The sequence below is a fragment of the Enterococcus plantarum genome (genome assembly GCF_001730295.1).
Taxonomy (GTDB): Bacteria; Bacillota; Bacilli; order Lactobacillales; family Enterococcaceae; genus Enterococcus_L; species Enterococcus_L plantarum.
Genome location: NZ_MIKA01000012.1, coordinates 193,902 through 215,510, shown reverse-complemented (window position 1 = coordinate 215,510; position 21,609 = coordinate 193,902). Strand labels below are relative to the sequence as shown.

At 35.6% G+C, this 21,609-nt stretch carries 20 protein-coding genes; 14 read left to right on the top strand and 6 right to left on the bottom strand.

From position 1 onward, the window contains the following. Positions 1-88: 88 nt before the first annotated feature. The 4 genes from mreC to BCR22_RS06535 all read left to right on the top strand — a co-directional run bounded on the left by mreC (position 89) and on the right by BCR22_RS06535 (position 4,704). A complete protein-coding gene (gene mreC, locus BCR22_RS06550) occupies positions 89-949 on the top strand; it encodes a rod shape-determining protein MreC (RefSeq protein WP_069654138.1) in 861 nt (286 codons plus the stop codon). Position 950: 1 nt separating this feature from the next. Beyond that, positions 951-1,466 carry a rod shape-determining protein MreD gene (gene mreD / locus BCR22_RS06545; RefSeq protein ID WP_069654137.1) on the top strand — a complete coding sequence of 172 codons (516 nt, stop codon included), beginning with the start codon at positions 951-953 and terminating at the stop codon, positions 1,464-1,466. A gap of 244 nt (positions 1,467-1,710) precedes the next feature. After that, on the top strand, positions 1,711-3,030 hold the full coding sequence (locus BCR22_RS06540; RefSeq protein WP_069654136.1) for a coiled-coil domain-containing protein: 1,320 nt from the start codon (positions 1,711-1,713) through the stop codon (positions 3,028-3,030). A 372-nt stretch (positions 3,031-3,402) separates the two neighbouring features. After that, positions 3,403-4,704 carry a coiled-coil domain-containing protein gene (locus BCR22_RS06535; protein WP_069654135.1) on the top strand — a complete coding sequence of 434 codons (1,302 nt, stop codon included), beginning with the start codon at positions 3,403-3,405 and terminating at the stop codon, positions 4,702-4,704. Positions 4,705-4,795: 91 nt separating this feature from the next. On the opposite strand, the gene BCR22_RS06530 is transcribed toward BCR22_RS06535, so the two are convergent. After that, the gene (locus BCR22_RS06530) at positions 4,796-6,601 is read right to left on the bottom strand and encodes a M3 family oligoendopeptidase (protein ID WP_069654134.1); all 1,806 of its coding nucleotides are present in this window, start codon (positions 6,599-6,601) and stop codon (positions 4,796-4,798) included. 161 nt (positions 6,602-6,762) lie between these two features. Here BCR22_RS06530 and BCR22_RS06525 point away from each other — a divergent pair, with 161 nt between their 5' ends. The 5 genes from BCR22_RS06525 to BCR22_RS06505 all read left to right on the top strand — a co-directional run bounded on the left by BCR22_RS06525 (position 6,763) and on the right by BCR22_RS06505 (position 9,818). Then, a complete protein-coding gene (locus BCR22_RS06525; RefSeq protein WP_069654214.1) occupies positions 6,763-7,227 on the top strand; it encodes a VanZ family protein in 465 nt (154 codons plus the stop codon). Between the two features lie 202 nt (positions 7,228-7,429). After that, entirely contained in the window at positions 7,430-7,825 is a 396-nt protein-coding gene (locus BCR22_RS06520) for a YxeA family protein (protein ID WP_069654133.1), read from the top strand. Positions 7,826-7,902: 77 nt separating this feature from the next. Then, on the top strand, positions 7,903-8,031 hold the full coding sequence (locus BCR22_RS15835; RefSeq protein WP_276205050.1) for a hypothetical protein: 129 nt from the start codon (positions 7,903-7,905) through the stop codon (positions 8,029-8,031). A gap of 489 nt (positions 8,032-8,520) precedes the next feature. Then, the gene (locus BCR22_RS06510) at positions 8,521-9,246 is read left to right on the top strand and encodes a YebC/PmpR family DNA-binding transcriptional regulator (RefSeq protein ID WP_069654132.1); all 726 of its coding nucleotides are present in this window, start codon (positions 8,521-8,523) and stop codon (positions 9,244-9,246) included. Positions 9,247-9,419: 173 nt separating this feature from the next. After that, the gene (locus BCR22_RS06505) at positions 9,420-9,818 is read left to right on the top strand and encodes a DUF1801 domain-containing protein (RefSeq protein WP_069654131.1); all 399 of its coding nucleotides are present in this window, start codon (positions 9,420-9,422) and stop codon (positions 9,816-9,818) included. A 106-nt stretch (positions 9,819-9,924) separates the two neighbouring features. On the opposite strand, the gene BCR22_RS15660 is transcribed toward BCR22_RS06505, so the two are convergent. The 3 genes from BCR22_RS15660 to BCR22_RS15390 are packed head-to-tail and all read right to left on the bottom strand — an operon-like array spanning position 9,925 to position 11,075. Then, a complete protein-coding gene (locus tag BCR22_RS15660) occupies positions 9,925-10,464 on the bottom strand; it encodes a type 1 periplasmic-binding domain-containing protein (protein ID WP_240485861.1) in 540 nt (179 codons plus the stop codon). After that, a complete protein-coding gene (locus tag BCR22_RS15655; RefSeq protein WP_240485860.1) occupies positions 10,461-10,901 on the bottom strand; it encodes a LacI family DNA-binding transcriptional regulator in 441 nt (146 codons plus the stop codon). Before BCR22_RS15655 ends, BCR22_RS15660 begins: the two co-directional genes overlap by 4 nt. 18 nt (positions 10,902-10,919) lie before the next feature. Beyond that, a complete protein-coding gene (locus BCR22_RS15390) occupies positions 10,920-11,075 on the bottom strand; it encodes a hypothetical protein (RefSeq protein ID WP_167351511.1) in 156 nt (51 codons plus the stop codon). Positions 11,076-11,300: 225 nt separating this feature from the next. Between BCR22_RS15390 and BCR22_RS06495 the strand changes: the two genes are divergently transcribed. From BCR22_RS06495 to BCR22_RS06480, 4 genes are all read left to right on the top strand, one after another. Further along, entirely contained in the window at positions 11,301-11,669 is a 369-nt protein-coding gene (locus tag BCR22_RS06495) for a hypothetical protein (RefSeq protein ID WP_069654130.1), read from the top strand. 89 nt (positions 11,670-11,758) lie between these two features. Further along, positions 11,759-12,748 (top strand): tagatose-bisphosphate aldolase, encoded by a 990-nt coding sequence (gene lacD, locus BCR22_RS06490; protein WP_069654129.1) that lies wholly within the window; start codon positions 11,759-11,761, stop codon positions 12,746-12,748. Positions 12,749-12,866: 118 nt separating this feature from the next. Continuing rightward, positions 12,867-13,361: a YehS family protein gene (locus BCR22_RS06485; RefSeq protein WP_069654128.1), complete on the top strand. Its 495-nt coding sequence runs from the start codon at positions 12,867-12,869 to the stop codon at positions 13,359-13,361. Between the two features lie 86 nt (positions 13,362-13,447). Then, entirely contained in the window at positions 13,448-14,365 is a 918-nt protein-coding gene (locus BCR22_RS06480) for a helix-turn-helix transcriptional regulator (RefSeq protein WP_069654127.1), read from the top strand. 139 nt (positions 14,366-14,504) lie between these two features. On the opposite strand, the gene BCR22_RS06475 is transcribed toward BCR22_RS06480, so the two are convergent. Beyond that, entirely contained in the window at positions 14,505-17,966 is a 3,462-nt protein-coding gene (locus tag BCR22_RS06475) for a M60 family metallopeptidase (RefSeq protein ID WP_069654126.1), read from the bottom strand. A gap of 629 nt (positions 17,967-18,595) precedes the next feature. Between BCR22_RS06475 and BCR22_RS06470 the strand changes: the two genes are divergently transcribed. Next, positions 18,596-20,116 (top strand): helix-turn-helix domain-containing protein, encoded by a 1,521-nt coding sequence (locus tag BCR22_RS06470; protein ID WP_069654125.1) that lies wholly within the window; start codon positions 18,596-18,598, stop codon positions 20,114-20,116. Between the two features lie 4 nt (positions 20,117-20,120). Here the strand turns inward: BCR22_RS06470 and BCR22_RS06465 are convergent, their stop codons facing one another. Next, entirely contained in the window at positions 20,121-21,608 is a 1,488-nt protein-coding gene (locus BCR22_RS06465; RefSeq protein WP_069654213.1) for a helix-turn-helix domain-containing protein, read from the bottom strand. Position 21,609: the final 1 nt, after the last annotated feature.

Sequence of the window (21,609 nt, the reverse complement as noted above, 5' to 3'; positions counted from 1 at the left end):
ATGTAAAGACGCACCACAGCTCTTTTGTTTGCCTCTAATTAGTGGTAAAATTATTTCTATCAGTCTAAAGATTATTCGGGGTGTCGATGTGAAAAAATTTAATCCAAATAAAAATATAATTATCACACTGATCATAGTGATCATTGTGGTTACGATTATTAGTTTGACCGCAGCACATAGAACTAACAGTGGGAAGACGAATCTTGGTCAATCAGCAGTCAATGATAGCGTAGGGTTCGTTGATAAAGTTATTTCGTTTCCAGGTAAAGCAATCAGCAGCGGTATTTCATCAATTACTACACTGTTCAATACGTACGATGAAAATGAACGCTTAAAAGAAAGAATCGACGGGTATGGAGAACTCTCTATCCAAAATGACAACTTAAAAAAAGAAAACGAAACTTTAAAAAAAGAATTAGCCTTGAATGAGACATTAGGGAATTACGAGAAAGTAACAGCAACAGTTGTGTCCCGCTCTCCTGATATGTGGCAAGACTTATTGATTGTCGATCGAGGCTCCAATGACGGCATCGAACCAAATATGGCTGTCTTAGCGCAAAAAGGACTGATTGGTCGTGTGGTTGAAGTAAATGCAACGACGTCTAAAGTTGAACTATTAACATCGAAAAATCAAAATTCCAATCATTTTCCAGTCCAAATCAATTCTGAAAAAGGAGATTCATATGGTCTTCTAAAAGATTACAATGATAAGGAAAATACATTGATCGTTAGCCAATTGGTAGGCGATATGGATATCAAAGAAGGCGATATTGTTCAAACGTCTGGACTAGGACAAAATTCTCCTGCAAATCTCCCAGTCGGTGTTGTACAAAAAGTTAAACCAGACAGTTATGGTTTGGATCGAGAAGTTTACGTTAAGCCGTACGCCGAAATGTATAATATCCCCGTTGTAACAATCATTAAGAGACTAGCTGGAGCGGGGGAGTAAGATGCAAGTAATCCGAAAAGAAAATGTTAAATACTATGCGCCAGTGGTTTTCTTTTTACTGATGCTGATTGATGGTCAATTGACTCAAGGTGCGCGGAATTTAACGGATAACGTCTATTTTGCCAATGCTCATTTCTTGTTGCTGGCATTTTTAATGGCAATACCTAATCTCTCTAAACGCTATTTGGTCATTACAGCGGTGGTCTTAGGGATGATTTGTGATAGTTATTATATTGGAATCATCGGTATTTACACTGTTGCACTAACGGCCACAGTGATGATGATGTACCGATTCCAACGAGTGGTTCATACAAATTTACTGACAGCATTTTTTGGAATGATTATTTTTGTAACGACATATGAATTGATTGCAGTAGGACTACAAGTTATTTTCCACATATCAACTGTAGCGCCTCTATTATTTATCACGAAGGTTTTAGGGCCAACATTGCTGTTTAATATGTTAATTTTTGTTATTTTTTCTTATCCGCTAAAGAGATTATTCGCTAATGAATAGTCTCTTTTTCCTATGCGTGAAAGGTGATTTTATTAAGATTGAGAGTGCTTGAGTACCAATTTTTCGACAGCAGAATAAAATATCGGTCGTTATTTAAATGTGTTGCATGAAACAATTTTGTAATATCCCTTTTATCTGTATGTCATACTGCTATGTTACAATTACATCGTTGCCAATTTAAGATAAAACGAAATTGTACGTATAAATTATAAATACCTAAAGCGAATACCGGAGGAATCAACTAGTGAAAAAAAGTATAATATCAGCATTGATGGTATGTTCAGTTACCCTTACCTCAGCTGTTTTGCCGATGGCGGCAGTTGCAGATGACTACGATACAAAGATTGAACAACAAAATGAAATCATCAACGGATTAAAAACACAAGAATCAGAGGCTGCGACTAAATTAGCAGCAATCGAATCAGATATGCTAACTACTGCGACTAAAATTGATGAATTAACAGCAAAGAGAAAAAAACTTAAAACAGAAATCACAAAATTATATGGCGAAATTTCTGATTTGAACGTTCGTATTCAAAAAAGAGAAGTGCAAATGCGTAATCAAGCGCGTGATGTTCAAGTAAGTGGAACAAGTACTAGTTATTTAGACGTAATCATCAATTCTGAGTCTATTTCAGATGCAATCAGCCGTGTTCAAGGAATCACAACATTAGTTAATGCAAATAATGATTTACTGGAACAACAAACCTCTGATAAAGAAGATGTAGAAAAAAAGACAAAAACAGTAGAATCACAAATTTCTGTTTTAGAAACGTCAGCAAAAGAATTAAATGAAAAACAAGCGTCTCTTAATACCTTGAAGATTGAACAAGAAATTGCTAAAAATGAATTAGAAGCACAACGCTCAACAGAAGAAAATAAAAAATCTGAGTATGTTGAACAAAAAGCAGCAGCCCAAAAGAAATTAAAAGAAGAACAAGCGAAACAAGCAAAACAAGCTGAAGCACAAAGAAAAGCGGAGGCTGAAGCTGCTAAAAAATTGGCAGAAGCACAGGCAGCAAATCCTGGACTTGCGAGAACAAATGTTGTAGAAGAAAATGGAACCACAACTGAAGCACCAACAATACCAGTTTCAGAAAAAACTAGTGAAAATACTGGTGGTAGTAGCATTGGTACTGGTAAAGTATCAGAGGCGAAGAAAAGAGCTGCGCAAATCGCTTTAAATGCTGTTGGACAGACAAATCCTACAGGCTGGGGTCAAAGTGGTGAGTGTATTGTGGCTGTACAAAATTGGTTAAATGCAGCAGGCATTAGATTCACACCAGGTGGTCCACACAGTGGCTATACACAATCAGGAGCGGTACAAGTATCTTGGTCTGATGTCCAAGTTGGAGATGTGGTTCAATACGAAAACGCTCTTAGTCCGGATGCTTGGTTAGATGGCGTTCATACAGTCTTAGTCGTTGGTGTTAACGGTAGTTCAGTTCAAATCGTTGAATCAAACAATCCAGCTGGCTCTGGTTATGTGTCAACAACTACAGGTTGGACACCAAGTCCATATGCAGCAAACTTTAGAGCTGTTGTATGGCGTTTCCCAGGATAATTTAAAAACAAAAATTCGATCCCCGCTAGCAAAATAGATTTGTTTTGCTAACGGGGAATAATTGTAATATATTCTCGAATGAAGTGTTGAGAAAAAGAATGGATCGTTTTTTTGAATTACCCTCAATCAATTACAAAATAGTTTATTCTATAATACCGAATCAAAAGCCCTGTTTAATGCGATATTTACGGATTATAACTAGAGAATAGTCGCTGTCATTTTTAACTTTCAAAAATGAAATACTCCTGTAACATTAATTTTATCTGTATGACATGTGACTATGATACAATGATTTCGTTGTCAATAATAAGAATGAAAATTACTCAAACACTAAACGAATTTATTATAAGCGAAAAGTCGGAGGAATGAATTGTGAAGAAAAGTGTATTACCATTACTAATGATTTGCTCATTAGCCCTTACATCTGTAGCAGCACCAATGATTTCATTAGCAGATGAAGTGGACTCTAAAATCCAACAAAAAGATCAAGCAATTTCAGGATTGAAATCTCAAGAAGCTGATGCTCAGAGCCAAGTGGCTGCAGTACAAAGTCAAGTAGCTTCTATTAATGAAAAAGCAGAAATTTTACTAGCTGAACAAGGCAAATTAAGAAAAACCTCTACTAACTTAGCAAATGAAATCAAGCAATTAACAAAACGTATCGAAAAACGTGAAGTGGCTATCCAAAACCAAGCGCGTGACGTACAAGTTAACGGAAACAGCACAAGCTACATGGATGCATTATTGAATGCAAAATCAGTTTCTGATGCCATTACGCGTGTAACTGCAATGTCTACAATTGTTAATGCAAATAATGACTTAGTAAAACAACAACAAGAAGATAAAAAAGCCGTAGAAACAAAGAAAACTGAGAATGAAGAAAAATTACAAGAATTACAAGATAATCAAGTAGAACTTGAAGCGCAAAAAGGTGATTTGGTTAAAGCAGAAGCTGATTTGAATGTATTACAAACAACATTAGCTGCTGAAAGAGCAACTGCTGAAGATCAAAAAGCTGGATTAGTGAAAGAAAAAGAAGCGGCACTTGCTGAACAAGCACGTATTGCTGAACAAGAAAAAGTAGTAGCAGCGAATGCTAAAAAGGCAGCTAAAGAAGCGGCAGCAGTCAAGGAAACGAAACCAGCTACTACGAATTCTTCTACTGAAGAATCAACAACTGGTAGTTCAACAGAAAATAATAATTCAGGTGTTGTAACACCTCCTACTAATAATGGCGGAGGCAGCGGATCAGTTACGCCAACTCCACAGCCAGAACCTGTAGTACCTGATCCAGAACCAGAAAAACCAGTTTTACCACCATCAACTGGCGGATCTGCGATCTCTGTTGCAGCAGCACAAGTTGGTAAACCTTATGTTTGGGGTGCTAAAGGACCAGGAAGTTTTGACTGTTCTGGTTTAGTCTACTACGCATTTATGAACTCAACTGGCCGTAATGTCGGTGGTTATACAGTTGCACAAGAAAGTGCTGGTACTCGTATTTCTGTAGGCGAAGCTCAAGCTGGAGACTTATACTTCTGGGGTAGCCCAGGTGCTTCTTACCACGTAGCGATTGCTACAGGTGGTGGCGGTTATATCCACGCTGGTAACGAAAGTACAGGTGTTGAATACAGCAATGTTGGTTCATTTACACCAAGTTTCGCTGTACGTATGTAATCAAATGTAAGAGCCAGACTCATGTCTGGCTCTTTTTTTGTATACCAGTCAAAAAGAAGCGTCAACGAAATTACGTGGACGCTTCTCAACACTAGTTAATATATCCTTCTGTCAATTCCATAAATTCATTCACATCTTTTAACACTTGGTCGATTCCAGCTTGCCAGAAATCAGGTTGTGTTAAATCAACCCCAAGATGTTTTTTAGCTAAATCCTCTGAAGTCATTGAGGCTGTATCGCGAAGTAAAGCAATGTACTGATCTTCAAAATCACTACCTTGTTTATTTGCATAGGCGTAAATTCCCATGCTGAACAGGTAACCAAAGGTGTAAGGGAAATTGTAAAACGGTACATCATCAATAAAGAAATGCAGTTTACTTGCCCAAAAATGAGGATGATAGGTCCCTAAACTATCTTGATAACTTTCTTTTTGCGCTTCAAGCATCAATTCAGTTATTTCATCTTCACTAAGCAATCCTTTTTGACGAGCTTCATAAAAGCTATTTTCAAAAATAAAACGAGAGTGGATGTTCATAAACATTGCAATAGCATTTTGCATTTTAGTGTCTAATAAGTTGATCTTTTCTTCAGGAGTCTTGGCTTCCTTAAGTGTTGCATCAGCAACGATCAATTCTGCGAACGTACTAGCTGTCTCTGCGACGTTCATTGCATATTCCCGATCAAGACTTGGCAGGTCCCACATCACGCTGCTATGGAACGCATGGCCTAATTCATGAGCTAACGTAGCAACTTCATTGATTGAATTTCCGAATGTCATAAAAATTCTAGATTCTTGGGATTCAGGAAGTTCAGTACAATAGCCACCAGGGCGTTTATCTGGACGATCTTCCGCTTCAATCCAACTTTTTTCGAAAGCACCTTTAGCAAATGTTGCCATTTTGGGACTGAATTTTTCAAAGTTTTCTAAAATAAAATCAGCAGCTTCGTTAAAACTATACGTTTTTTCTTGTAAATCGCCTAAAATAATTGGAGCATCTTGGTCTTGCCAGTCCATTTTTTCTTTTCCAAACAATTGTGCCTTGCGGGTCAGGAAATCGATAAAGGGTTGTTTATTCTTTTGAATCGTTGCCCACATAACATCGAGTGTTTCTTTTTGCATACGGTTATAGTTTAACGGTTTTTCTAAGAAGTCGCTCACACCGTGAAGTTTATAGTCACTTAAACGGAATCCATCCAAATGATTTAAGGTATCTGCTAATAATGGCGCTTTGTCGCTCCAAGCTTTTTCCCAGGAATTAAACAATTCTGCACGTACTTCTGGGTTAGGATCACTCATCATTCGGTTAAAAGCTTGCCCAGCTGAAAGCATAGTAGTGTTATCGCCCTCTTTAAATGGAATCAAAATACTTGCTACAATGGTGTCATAGTGGCTACTCCAAGCATTTAGTCCATCTAACGATAAAGTGTTAATGATGTTTTCCTCTTGTTCAGTTAATAATTGCATGCCATCGCGACGAATTTCATTTAAACGAAATGCAATGGATTCAAATGCTGGCAAAGCTGTAACAGTTTGCCAATGCTCATCAGAAATTTCTGTCAATTTTTTCGTGAAAATAGTTTCTGCTAATTGGATAGCTGGTAATAAAGAAAAAAGATCACCAGATAAGATTTTTGCTTTTTTATCCTTTGTATCAGCAGATGATAATGCATTGATAAAACTATTACACTGTGAAAAACCATCAGAAATAGTTCCTTGTAAAGTTAAAATTTGTTGTAATTCTTGGTAATCTGCATCATTTTCTGGTGTCCATTGTTCAATCAACTGGTGATAGGTTTTACTTTGCTCTTTCAATTCTGTTAAGCGTTGTTCTAATTGTGTCGAGTGGCTACCTCCAGGGAAAATACTATCTAAATCCCAAACGAGCGAGTAGGTCATATCCAATTCCTTCTTTCTTAATTCTGTTTCTTCTAGTATATCATAAGAAAAAAAGATTGAGCGATTGTTTATTTTATTTAGAAAAGCTACTATAATGAAAGTAACTGAAACGAGGTGACAAATTGAAAAAACAATTAAAAAATAGTAATTTTTATATAGTTATGGCCTTTGTGATCATGGCTGTTTTATTTTACAGTTCTTCTCAAACGTATGAACAGCAATCACAAGTAGGCTTACTAGATAATATGTTGAGCAATCATCCATTTAAAGAGCAATTAAAAGGGATTTCGTTTAGCTATGCAGGAAGCGAAGTAAGTATTCAAGCAAGAGGGTATGCGAAATTTGTGGAGTTCTTCATTCGTAAAGGAGCTCATTTTGGGACATACTTTTTATTAGGTGGTAGTTGGTTTATTGGCTTAAATATGAAACTCAAACAACCACTTTTAATCGGTGTTGTTGCATGGCTTGCAGCAACAGGATACGCTGGGTTAGATGAATACCATCAAATGATGACAGGCGGACGTACCCCCCTATTTCAGGATGTAATGTTGGATTCTATCGGAGCCCTTACAGCGGTTGTTCTTTGTTTGCTCGTAATTGGTATTAAAAAATTGAGAAAAAAATAGATTTGATAGAAACAAGCGTAAAGATAGATAATGTAATCGTGTTAAAAAAATAAATGAAGTAAGGCTGTGATAATCAGCTACTTGCTTCATTTTTTTGTTGATTTGATGCAATATCAGTCTCTAGGTGGATGTAGATAGACAGAAAAAAATCTATTATAAGGAGAGTATATGGGATTAGACGAAGAGAAGTGAGGGGCACCTAATGAAACAATTCTGTCAATCGGTACTAGCGATAATTCTGACTATAGCAATCAGTGTGATCGGGCTTAGACTCTATACTTGCAATAACACCTCAACTGTTGCAACTATTATCGATCAATTCAATCCGTTAGTCAAAATTGCAACGCTTTATACTAGGACAACTGAAAATTATAAGTACAAATACCCCGATGCAGTGACTAAAATAGAAAATTTTGCATATGTTCAAACGTGCTATACCAACAAAGGGGAGAAACGAAAAGTAGAGTATATTTCATTTGGAAAGGCATTAGAACCAAACAAGTTTCTTAAATTAACGGTTAAAGGTCAGAAAGTTTTAGGGTGGGAAGAAATCGAAAAACAAGAACTGCCAGAGAAAATAAAGCCATTATTATGGTGAAATGAAAGAATTCTTATGTAGAAGATAGCCTAATTTAAAAGAATCCCTTTTATAATAACAAAGGGGAGTGATGAATCATGGAAATTATGAGTATCCATAAAAGCCAGACAAGAGATACCGCAACATTACCTGAACTAGGAATAGTAGCCTACCGTATTTTTTCAGATACGGGCTGTATCAATATTCAATTACTGAGTGGCAAATAAGAAGAACGTACAATTCCATTTAAAGATGGAGAAGTAGTTAGATTTCGTGATGTGGATGTCCGATTAGATGTGATAGATTAAAACGAAAAGAAAGCGGTTGGGACAAGAGTTTTTAATCTCGAGAAATAAGAAGGAATGTACGAAAATTGATCTTCAAATTTTTGTGAAGTTCAGCTTATTTCCAAAGGGATTGCTTCTGCTCCCGCCGTTTATTCGCATTTTGGGTGTGGAACAAAAGTGATTTTTACTTTTTGTTCCACACCCTTTTTTACGGCAATCTGCTTTAAAACAAGAGTAAAGGTTGCAACTATATAGAAGCATAGTAAAATAGAAGGTGAATAAGTATTCTAGGATTATTTAGCTTTAAGAGCTAGTCTTTTGGGAAAAAGATAAAAATAATTGAGACGGAGAACACCGCAGTTATTTTTTCCTATTTTCCTGATAAGACTGGACAAGCTCTTTCAACTTTTTGATGAGGAGGAACAGACAATGGCAGGTCACAGTAAATGGAAAAATATTCAAGGCCGTAAAAATGCACAAGATGCAAAACGGGGTAAGATTTTCCAAAAATTATCAAGAGAAATTTATATGGCAGCAAAAGCAGGTGGTGCTGATCCAGCAACCAATGCTGCGTTAAGACTGGTTATGGATAAGGCGAAAGCAGCTAATATGCCTAATGATAATATTGATCGTGCAATCAAAAAAGCCAGCAGCGCAGGGGAAAATGAACAGTATGATGAGATTACGTATGAAGGATATGGCCCTGCAGGAGTTGCGATTTTAGTCTATGCGTTGACAGATAATCGGAATCGAACGGCAACGAATGTCCGAGTTGCGTTTACTCGAAATGGTGGCTCTTTAGGTGAAACGGGTTCTGTTAGTTACATGTTCGATCGCAAAGGGTATATTGCAATTGAGCGTTCAGGACTGTCTATCGATGAAGATACGATGTTTGAAAATATACTGGAAGCAGGCGCAGAGGATTTGGAGACTTCTGAAGAAGTGTTTGAAATCTATACAGCTCCAGAAGATTTTACGACAGTTAGAGATGCCTTAGAGAAAGATGGCTATACTTTGGCACAAGTTGAATTGACGATGGTACCGCAAACGTTAGTGGAGTTAGAAGAGGAGCAACAGGAACAACTGCAAATACTGATTGATAAACTGGAAGAAGACGATGATGTGTCAGAAGTCTTCACCTCAGCTGACATGTAGATGGTTAAAATAGTGAGGTAGGGACAAGAATGCTTATTTCCGAAGGGATTGCTCCTGATCTCACCGTTTATAAGGAGGTAGTAACTGACTCATGAATTACAGCATTAATCAATAAACCATCAAATTATCACTGTGGAGGATGGGTGATTAGAAAATAGTAAAAGAGGGATAACATGAAAGAAATCATAGATGAAAGTGTGGCAACTGTTTTTGAACAGTACCCTGAAGATTATCGAAAACCATTATTGGTCCTTCGTGAATTGATTTTTGAGACGGCAGCACGTTTAACAATTGTTGGTGAGTTGGAAGAAAGTTTAAAATGGAATCAACCTTCCTACGCTACAAAAATAAGCAAGTCAGGTAGTCCGATTCGTATCGATCGTTTTGGTGCTGAAAAAGTAGCAATTTTCTTTCATTGTCAAACAACATTAGTAGAGGAATTTAGAGCGTTGTTTAGTAATGTTTTTGAGTTTTCTAAAAACCGAGCAATTGTACTTGATCCCGAAAAGGAATGGCCTATCAATGAACTAACTTTTTGTATTGAACAGGCTTTAACTTACCATAAACGCTAAACTAAAAAAAGACTATAAAATACAAGGCATGGTCGGTTGTATGGTATAGTCTTTTTTTAGTTGGTAAAGAGTGAAATGATTTTTTTCATATCTCACCTCACCAATTCTATACACGTTTAATAACGGTATAAGGGATAGAGACTGTTCTAATTTCTTCCTCCCACAAAAGATGAAAAGCAGCTTTGCCGCACTGATTGATAGTATGATTGATCGTAGAAAAATTGAATAGCCTACTTGAAAGTAAATTTTCCTCGCCAATCACAGTCACTTGATTTGAAGAAAGAGGCTGTAAAATGCCAGCAGCAACATCATCTCCATTGGTAACGATCACTTGAAGGTCCTTCAAACCCGTGAAATGAATTCCGGCTTGAATCCCATCTTCGTATGTGCGACAGTTTCTAACAATCATGGACTCATCTGAATAGACGATGATATCCCTGTAAGCTTGCATGATTAATCCAGTGCTGGCACTTTCTTTTTCCATTCGTCCGACGGCTAAACCAATTTTCTCATACCCTTGTTCTTTCAGACTTGTAAACAAATCAATATAAGATTCTTCACGCTTGATTGACACGCAGGAAATAGGGAAATCACCAGTATCTTCACAACAAACGATTGGCGCATACTTTAAATAGCGTGCAATCAAGGGTGTGGGACAAAAGTAAACATCATTTTGATGTGCGCCCTAAATGCGAATAAACGCTTCTGTCCCAGCCTCGTAATGATCATGCCAACCCACGCTTTTGCAGCTAATTCATCTAAATATTGTTTTTCGACTACAGGATCATAATTAGTTGGAAGCAACGTGACTTTATAACCTTTATCAAAAGCAGCATTCAAGATGCTGCTGACAATTTTATCAGAATAAGGTTGGTTGGCATAAAGAATCATGACCGCAATATGTTTTGATTTTCCACTACTTAAATCCGGGGCTTTTGCATTTGGTATGTAATCAAGCTCATGCATGATCTGTGTGATTTTTGCTCGTTTTTCCTCAGATACATAAGGATGATTAGTCAAAACATGAGAAACCGTAGTGACTGAATAACCAGATAGTTTGGCAATATCACGAATATTCGCCATAAGGAACTCCTTTCACACCTAGTAACTACCACTTATAGGACGCAAAATATTGCTTAAAAAAGGTATCAAGTGATTACCGTAATCTATAAAGTGGTAATGTTCTTCTTCATAATCAAAGCAGATAAAGTCAAGCTCACCTTCTTCTCCAAACGTCAATCCTTCTATTTCAGCCAATTTTACTGCTTTATCGATCGGTTAATTCAAGCATACGATTCATCATAACGTGATACCTCCTGTCTTATTTTTACTATAAAGTATGAAACGCGTATCAGGTCAAGAAGAATGATTTACTATATTTTGCTCTAAACATTTTTATCTGGATAAGGATCTATATTCCTATCTATTCAGTGGATGTGGTAAACTATGTGTGAACGAACAAACGTCAGGAGGAAGTGGAAAATGCATTTTATTTTTAATAATTTATTTTATATTGCGTATATTTCAATGATTGTTCTTTACGGATCGCTAAGTCCAAGTCAATTGACCTCGAGTGCTAAAAAAAGTTTTCGATTATTTGGATTATTAATATTAATTGTCATTTCTCTGGATATGACCAGCTTTATTTTAGGATTTAAATACCATTTTCTGAAGGATTTTCTATTGTATGCTCAAGTAATTTGTATGTTTATCATCTTATTCCAATTAAAAAAATCTTCGTTAAATAAGATCAACATCTATAGCTATCTGTTTACGCTGATTTGTTTAAGTATTTATACGGTTTATTCTCTTACTCAATTATGGGGATTTATAACTACTGTCATCCTATAAGGCTTGGCTTTTGTTTTTCTAAATTGTAGCGAGTATACTCAAAACTAAGAGAGGTTTATTCCTCGAATAAGAGTAAAGGAGCTATTATTATGATCAAAATCAGTCAAGCAAAAATGGATGCCCTCAATCGTTTGTCTAACGAAAAAGGATTAATTGAAGCATTGGCGATCGATCAACGAGGTTCTTTAAAGAAAATGATTGCAGATGCTAGTACAACAGCCACTGGAGAAGAAATCGTCGATTTTAAAGAAGTTGCTTCCCAAGAGTTAACTCCTTATGCTTCGGCGATTTTACTTGATCCAGATTACGGATTGCCAGCAACTAGGGTGCGGGATAAGAATTGCGGATTATTATTAGCTTATGAAAAAACAGGCTATGATGCTTCAACACCGGGTAGAATGCCAGATTTATTAGAAGATTGGTCTGTCTCACGTTTGAAAGAAGCGGGTGCTGATGCTATCAAGTTCTTACTATATTATGACCCTGATGAACCGGCTGCAATCAATCATTTAAAGCATGTATTTGTTGAACGGCTAGGTAGCGAATGTTTAGGAGAAGATATTCCGCTTTTTGTTGAAATTGTGACCTATGATGCTGAAATTACGGACTCGACTTCTGCGGCATTTGCTAGAGTTAAACCGCTTAAAGTACTAGAATCAATGATTGAATTTTCTAAACCACGCTATCATATCGATGTATTAAAAATGGAAGTCCCAGTTAATATGAATTATGTGGAAGGTTTTGCTGAAAATGAAGTCATTTATAGTAAAAAAGAAGCCTTAAGCTATTTCAAAAAACAAAGCGATTTGACTGAACTCCCATTTATTTTTCTAAGTGCAGGTGTTTCTACACCATTATTCCAAGAAACATTAGTATTTGCAAAAGAGGCTGGGTCAAAGTTTAGCGGCGTCTTATGTGGGCGTGCCACTTGGCGAGAAGGCGTGAGACCATTTGCTACAAAAGGCGAAGCAGCTGGTCGTGATTGGTTTGCCACACAAGGCAAAGAAAATATTGAAACATTCAATGAAATCGTTGATCGTTGTGGAACTTCTTGGCGTTCGAAGGTTGAGATTTTGTAGTACATGTAGAACAAACTTCAAAACCATTCATTTATTCTGGCGAATCAAAACAAATTGATGCATTCTCTGAAGGAAAGCTTTATACTAGGATTAATGATAGATAATCTGGAGGAGAAAGATGAATAACAACGATATATTGATTCGTTTGCGCTATGCATTAGATATTAAAGATACAGATATGATCAAGATTTTTAAGTTGGGTGGTTTAGAGGTCTCAAGAGAAGAGTTGCGAGTATTATTAACAAAGCAAAATGAAGAAGATGAACTTCCCCGTGATGCAGTTTGTGATAATCGTACATTAGAAGCTTTCTTGAATGGCTTGATTACCTATAAAAGAGGGACACCACCTGTGAAAAATGGTGTAGCTCCTAAGCCAACATTCTTGATCACTAGCCAAAGTAACGTCAATAATGTATTGCTTAAGAAAGTAAAAATTGCTTTAACACTTACCAGTGATGATATGCTGGATGTTTTGAGACTTGCTGGGGTTTATGCTTCAGATAGTGAGTTAAGTGCTATTTTAAGAAAAGAAGGTCATCGAAACTACAAAGAATGTGGGGACCGATATGCAAGAAATTTCCTAAAAGGATTAGCAATCAAGTATCGGGAATAACAGCATGAATAGTGAAATAATGATAAGGATGAGACTAGTGAAAGAAGCTAGTTTTGTCCTTTTTCGGATTTGAGGAGGAGAATGGTATGAAGAAAATCGAGCGAATACTGGCCATCATCGTTTTACTTCTAGAAAATGAAATCGTTTCAACCGCTCAATTAGCACAACGCTTTGATGTGACAAAAAGAACAATTTTTAGAGATATCGAAACGATTGAATTAGCTGGTTTTCCGATTGTTGCTCACGCAGGCCGTAAGGGCGGTTTTTCTCTGGTAGATTCTTTTAAATTGCGAACATACACGTATAGTGGAGAAGAAAAACAAGATATTCTGAACGCGCTGGATGTCCAAGAAGGGCTTTTTGGAATTTCTGATCAACAAAAGACAATCAAAGAAAAAATTACACTGCTGCAAGAAAAAACGAACCAAAACGGAAAAATCAAAAACAAATTTTCCTTTGAGTCACCAACGATGCATCGCCCAGAAATTGAGATCGAAACTAAAACAAAAATAAATTACCTCAATCTTGCGTTAAAACAAAATCGAAGGCTAATAATTAATTATGTGGACAATAAAGGGGATCATACGCGAAGAACGATCCATCCCTATGAACTAATGTTAACGAACGGTAGTTGGTATATCTATTCTTATTGCGAAGAGCGAGAGGCCTTTAGATATTTTAAGGTCACTCGGATTCGACAACTTATGATTCAAGAAGTAAGCTTTGACCCTATTGATTATTGCAATCAAAAACCTACTGAAAAAGAGGAAGAGATCATTCAATTACGCTTTAAAAAAGAAGATTTAGGAAAACTGTACGATTATTACACGGAAGATGAAATGATAATAGCCGATAATCATGTTGATATAAGAGTTTTTGCCAATCAACAAAAAACGATTTTACCCTTTTTAATGATGTTTGGTAATGGTGTAAAAGTGATAGCACCTCAAACATTACAAAAACTGCATAAGGATGAAATCACAAAGCTGAATGAGACCTATTAAAAAATAAGGGTGTAGAACAAAAGTAAAAATCACTTTTGTTCTACACCCTAAATGTGAATAAACGATGGGAGCAGAAGCAATCCCTTCTGTCTCAGCCTCTGCGAATAAAGTCGATCAGGTTATCTGCAGTGTCCGTTATTTATGGGACTATTGACAATGTCCAAAGCAGCTCACTAGAAAATGAACCGATCATTTTATTTGCTGTATGTGGAATCAAGAGGTGGATACTAGGAGTATCTGTCGTTGGTTCATTAAAGTAAAAACGATAAGTTCCGCCACCTTCGCCAGGTTTAGCTGCTAAAACAGTTTGAATAGACCCTTGTTCGTATTCATCAAATGTCAAAGTGAATTCTGAATTTATGATGGAAGGGACTCTCGTTCCATCTGATTTCTCTTCAGCGTAGAGGTTCGAGACAGAAAAGAGAGCGCCTGCTAAAACCTCATTGTTAGAGGTTTTGAACTGTTGGCTTTGCTGTACTTGTAAGTTCCAATTTCCAGGCTCTGGTCTAGTATCTGTAATTTCAACATAATAGGTTGATGCAGGTAACTTTTCAGCAGTAACATTCATTGTATTTCTTGAAATAGGATGAGTACCAAAGTGAATAGGTGAAACAAAATCGATGGATAATTTGCCTTCTTTGGTATAAATATAAGTAATAGTTTGGTCCTCCACAGAAAACAGTCCAGTACTCTTTTCTGGTCCTTCTTTTAAGGAATAGTCTTCAATTTCTTTAGGAGAAGTTGTAAAAGATGTACCGATTTTCCCACTTAAATGATCTGGACTTGCAATGGGCACATGCTGCTCATCTACGTAATTGACAGTAACTTTCCCAACTATTTCTTCTGGATTTTCGTATAGTTTCAAGCCCATATCTGTCACTAAAAAGTATTGCGTAGGTCCATTGAAAGTCTCATATTTTTTTCCTTCAACAAAGGCGGTTAAAGCTTTTGTCACATACTGTTTGCTGTCAGCATCAAGAGAAATACCCTCTTTATTAACTCTAGAATGTGTGAGTTCTATCACATCTCCAGTTTCCAATACGATATGTTGATCATTGACCATCTTAGTAAAGGCGTTGGCCCGGGTATTATTTTTTACTTCTATTTGAGTAGGTGTTTTCTCTTTGTTTAGATAGGTTACTTTCATAGTGACTAAAGGCGTTGTTGAAGGATCTGTTCCATTCATGGTATAAGGATCTGCTCCTTGGGCAACAAGATTTTTTTTGTCTTTATCATATGTCAAAAGTGTTCCATATCCGCCATGTCGAGGGATAACGATCGTATTTTCAAAATAGTAGTGAAAAGGAACCGAATACTCTCCTACAGAGCCAAACAGACTATTTTGAGCTGTGATCGATACTGTCTGGCTAAGATAGCTAGATAAGGTTTGCCCTTGTTTGATACTTTGCACAGGAAGTGTTGTTCCAAAAGAAAACGTCACATCCCCATTAACAGGATTATCATAGCTATCAATAAAATCGTCTGTAGTCAAGGCTTTTGAGATAGGAAACTCTGTTTGTTTCCATTTGACTACGGGGGTGAAATCAAGCTCTTTCCACCCTTCAGGAGTAATGATGTAATAGTAGGTATCCTTGGTTGTTGTAACCTTTTTACCGTTTATGTATCGAGACACTCGTCTGGTTGATTCCCGGTGATAAATCTCTATAATATCGTTTTCGGCTACTTTAAATGTATTTAATTTATTGGCAAAACCAATTCCTGTATCTCGACCATATCCTTCAGCATATAGTTTTTTCTCTTTCATTTTTGCACTATAAACCGTTACTTTAGGGTAGATATTATTGGGGATATTTTGCAAGATCTGCTTGTGATTTCCGATAGCAACAAGCTCTTGTGTACTAGGATCATAATCGATAGCAGCGTAAGGACCATTTTGCCCAGCCATGACATACGTATTGTTCGGGATGATTTGAGTTGGAACGTTGAATCTATTTTTAATCATCCGCTCGTTTTCAAAATAGGCATAGCCGTCTTGAATAGCAAAATTTGTAGGATCAGCAATATCACTTTTTAGATAGCGAACGGGAGAAGCAATTGGTTCAGAACGAAGATTAGAAAAATATGATTCCAAGGAAAATCGATTCATTTCTTCAAAAGGAACCTTAAGAAAAGTGGTTGCAGTATTCAGGTCTGCATAAGGCAAGGTATAAGTGTGATCTGAAATGCGATATGTCCCGTTTAGCTCTTCTTGTTCTGTTGCTAGGATATCTTTCCAAATTTCTTTTTCGAGTTTTGGTAAATGAAGGTCTGCCAAGGCTTGCTTCGTCTCATCCGTTAACGAGAAACGCCAAAAATCAAAATAGGGAGTCAAATCCCGATTGGCTATTTTTGAAGCCATGATAATGAAAAATTGTTTTTTTTCATCGCTAGTACTTGGTAAATCAGATGCAGGAGTTGCTCGATATAGTTTATTAAGCTCAGGATAAAAGCTATAGCCAAAAGTTCTAGGCAAAGTAACATACATACCTAATGCAGCAAAATAAAAATCTGTTGGGTATTTAGCGATTTCCGCATCCATGTTCCATAAAGGATCATTTTGTACGTTGGTAAAATAACGAGCGACTTTTGCTCTATAATTATTATTTTTGTTATTTGGACTCATGATGGCGTCATAAGGACTATTGTTACCAGCAAGATTAGATTGTACATAATCTGAATAAATATTAACAGTTACCTCACTCATATTATCCCAAGTGTAAAAAGGATTTTGATAGGAGTGCCCTATCTCATGAAATAGCCCCCAGTTTGTCATATTCTCTCCAGAATTAAAGACTTCTCTATCGCCTGTTGTCGCACTATGCATGCCTAAATAAAAATCTGTACAGTAAAATTTTCCGATACCATCTGAAGGATTGGCTATATGAATCCGCTGTGGCGCTTTTTTCGTAATACCAAGACCGTTGAAGTCAAGTCCAGCCGCATTGTTTTCAAGATGCAGAGCTTGGGACACATACTTCATAAAACGATCAACTTGTTCCCCTTTTAGAAAAATATCTTTTGCTCGATCCATTCGGATAGTGGCAATCGTATCATCGTTCACGAATTCCATAAAAGGCACATCACTGAATCGTTCCAAGGATGCTTTAAAATCGTCAATAGAAGTTTTTCCTTGTATGAAATAAGGAACATTGATGGTTTTAGAGAGACTGACATGGATCGTTTGTGTTGTAGAGGAATTGACTAAATAAACCATTCCGCCAGTCAGCGTATTGGTAAAGCGGTTTTCTCCTTGTTGGAGTTTTGCTTTTCCAGAATTGAACTGAAGTTTTCCATCTGTAAGTCCAGCAACATTTGTATAATTTCCCCATTGCCCAACGCGCAATTCTAAATTCTCTGGTGCTTCATCTACGTAAATGATGATTTCTTCGTCTTTTGGTAAAAAGATACCTGTAGATTCAAAAGAGGTGTGAGCATTTCTTCGTTGATCTTTTCCCTGTTCCGTTTTTGCATCGCCTCGAGGAATGATTGTCATTTTTAATAAATCAGCTGATTCAGCGTAAACGACATGCGAGTAAAACGCTATGTTAACAAGGGTGGCAAGAGTAACTAGCCAAAATAATTGCTTTTTTTTAATTTTCAATGAAGTAATTCTCCTTATCGTTCTGTCATAGTGAGTACTTACAACGAACGTTAATATGTATTGTGGCGATAATACATTATATAATTTTTTGGAAAAAAGTTCTTTCAACTAAATTTATATAGGCAGAAAAAAAAGAAAAATATAGTAAAAGTCATATATATAAGAAGTGAAGGCTAAATGAGCGAGGGTGTTCTTCATTTAATAATTTTTTTAGAATTATTTATTTAGTGAATTAAGCATTTTATAGAGAGAATGAAGAATTAAATATGTGAATTTTATAATATAAATATAACTTTTTACAGAAAAATACGAATAAAAAAGAGTTTGAAATATTCTGATGATCGAGAAAAAGAACGCATGTAAAACATCTATATAGATGGGTTCTTATAGGTTTATATCGATAAAATATGGATTTTGATAAATAACCATTCTTTTTTTTTGTCGAAAAAAAGGACGTAACAAAGTAAATAAAAAAATAAAAATATTATATTATTAACTAATGTTATTTCAAAAACTTCTTTACGGGTGGAAGAAAAGGAAAAAACGAAAAATAAGAAACAGTTATGATAATAAAGATGTCGAAAATATTGGAAAAAGAAATGAAAACCATAAAAAGAAGGTGAATAAATGTGCGTATTTTTTTGGACGATGTTTATGATAGACGTATAAGTGTTTTAAGTTATGTAGATAATCAAAGAAAGGAAGTGAGCTTATCGGAGATTGGTAAAGCAACCAAACTTTCAAAGAAGACCGTTTCAATGATTATTAAGCAGTTTGAACAAGAATTAGATGTTTCGAAAGAGCAATTTGAAGTATATTACACTAATCAAACAATGCAAGGTGTATATGCAAATAATTTAGATATAGTGAGTATTAGTAACAAACATTTAAAACATTCTATTTTGTATAAAATGATTAAACATCTTTTTTTGATGAATAGGATCGACGCCATCACTTTTTGTGATATAGAATTTATAAGCCCGGCGACATTCTCTCGTCATAGAAGAAGACTTCAGAAAATATTGAGTCGATGTGAATTAAGTTTAACGCGAACAAATGAGATAGAAGGCGATGAATTAAGAATCCGTAATTTCTTTTTTCTATTTTTTTCAAATGCTTTAAACAGCTGGGCATTCGATACAGATAGCTATGTAGAGATAAATGATTACCTAAGTAGCAATATAAAAGAGTGGGACAAGATCGATAGTATTAAAAAAGGGAAATTATGCTTATTGCTTTATATTTGTAATGTTCGTTTTGGGCATAAAAAATATATAGAGAAAAGTATTCTATCGAAGTTATCGGAACAATTTCAGGAGGGTTTTTATACAAAGTTATTATTTGACTACTTTCACTTACATAAGAAGAGAACGGAACAACAGTCATGGGATGAGACGAGTGCAGTATTATTTTTAATGTATAAAGAACGATTATCACATGAAGAAGCATTTGAAATTGAAGAATATCCTAAATTTTTCAACGAAACAAATTTTCAATTTATAAAGTACAGTAATGTATTAACGAATAAAATAATGGCTACTTTTTTTCAAGGAGTGACGGATTCATCGATCTATTGGGAGATAAGAAAAGAAATAGATATGATGCACTTATTATTTGAGACTAGCTTTGTTGATCCAAGAATGTTCTATTACATTTACGATGAAAAAAGTTTTTATTATGCGGACACAGCTGAACAAAAAATTCAGTTGAGCATTAAAAATCTTATGCATGAATTGATTGAAGAGACAGAATATGGCCTGTTTTTTGAATCAATCAAAAAATCTATCAATCAAGAAACATTGATAGATTATGTCTATTTAGTAGTCTATACACTTTTAACGAAATTCCTACAAATGGACTTTCCGAAAGTGAAAATCTTGATTCGAAACTCTAAAATATTCGTAGAGCCGATTATACGTCAAAAAATTAATTTGATTTTTAGCGACAAAGTTGAATTTGTAGAAAATAAAAGCGCGTCCCCAGATATTATTGTGACGGATGTTCAGCTAAAACAAGCGGAGCCAGAAGCGAAAGTAATCTTTATTTCATCTTTTTCAAACAGCTTTGATTTTTCTCTGTTGCTAGAAGAAATAGAAGAAAAGATTTTAATGCTTTACTACGAAAGAACGCTACTAGTAAAAAATGAGTAGGTCATTAGTACTTGAATTGCGGATTATGAAGTGAATAAATTTTACCACTTATAAATAAAATCAAGGCATTCCAAGTGTCAGGATCATGAGAATACTCAAAATGGAATGTTTTTGCATTTGTTCGTTCCGATTCAAAGGAGTCAGAAATAATGATGTCCGCTTTATCAGAATCGAACGTAAAATCTAATGTCGAATCGCCAAAAATAATCAATAAGTTATTCTTAACAAAGTCATAAATAAAATTATTAGGCGAATGTTGAATAAAAATCAGTAACTTAGCTTCTTTTTCAGCACTTTTCAAAATAGAATGAAAAAATTTAGCCATCAAAGAGATAAAACCTGGCTTCATATATTTTTTTAATAGGGGCTCAGAGACTAAGGAATCTGTTACGAATAATCGATAAGAAGCTTCGTTTGGAGAAAACCATTTTGCTTTCGACTCACTGGAGTCATTTACTAGAAAACGTCTAAAATCGACACCAATATAGCGAATATATAATAAATTTATGATTAATAAATAATAATTTTTTAGATAATTATCGCTTGTGAGTCTTATATTGTACGATGCTAATAATTTATTTAAGATTTTTGTGGTCAAGAGAGCGAGTGGAAGTTCAGAGTTAATAAAATGTTGTGCGATACTCTGTTTTTCTTCATCCGAATCAATATTTGCGACAAGAAACCGTGATAAAAACCCAAAGAAATAGGCTTCACTTTGTTTATCGATGGACTCTAAATCGACTTGTTTCAATTCTAAAAACAACTGTGTTGGAGCGGTTTGTTCGAAAAAATTAAGATAGTCCATAAATTCGTCAGAAAGAGATAAACGTTCCTTTCTATAAAGGACACGCCAAAAAGTAACATTTTGAAAGTATCGGACTCTATTTTTTTGTGAGAAAGATAGTCGATCATCATTTACAGCTATTGGAAGGAGCTGGAAAGCACTTGGTGTTTTTTCAAATGGCCATTCTACTCCTTTAAAAACGATCCAAAACAGAATAAAGCCTAGCACACGAATATTTTTTTCTTCCCCAATGATATTCGTTTGATAAAGCGTAGCTGAAAAAGAAATTTTTAATTGAAAAGGCGCTAACATCGTTTTTAAACTTTTCAAATTCGAATAGACATGGGAAGGGCTTAGATTTAGATCCTGTGCGAGTGCTTCAACGGATACATAATGTCTTTTTAAAAGAGCTGCTAAAATCGAAAATTTTTGGGAATTCTTAATATAGTAGAGTCTCATTGAATCAATCACATAACTGAAAGTTAGCGAATCTGCTAACTCAACAGTATAAACGAGTTTTCTCTTGCGTATTTTCACTTGTTTCTGAGTGAATACACTATTGAGATCATCGGTAAGTTTTTGTTTATATCGATAAAAAGTTTTGCTAGAAATAGTAAATTTTTTCATCATTTCCTGAGTAGTTGCTCCGTTTTGGGCATAGAGAAGTTGTTTTAATAACTCAAAGCGAAGGGCTTCATTTTTCTTCATG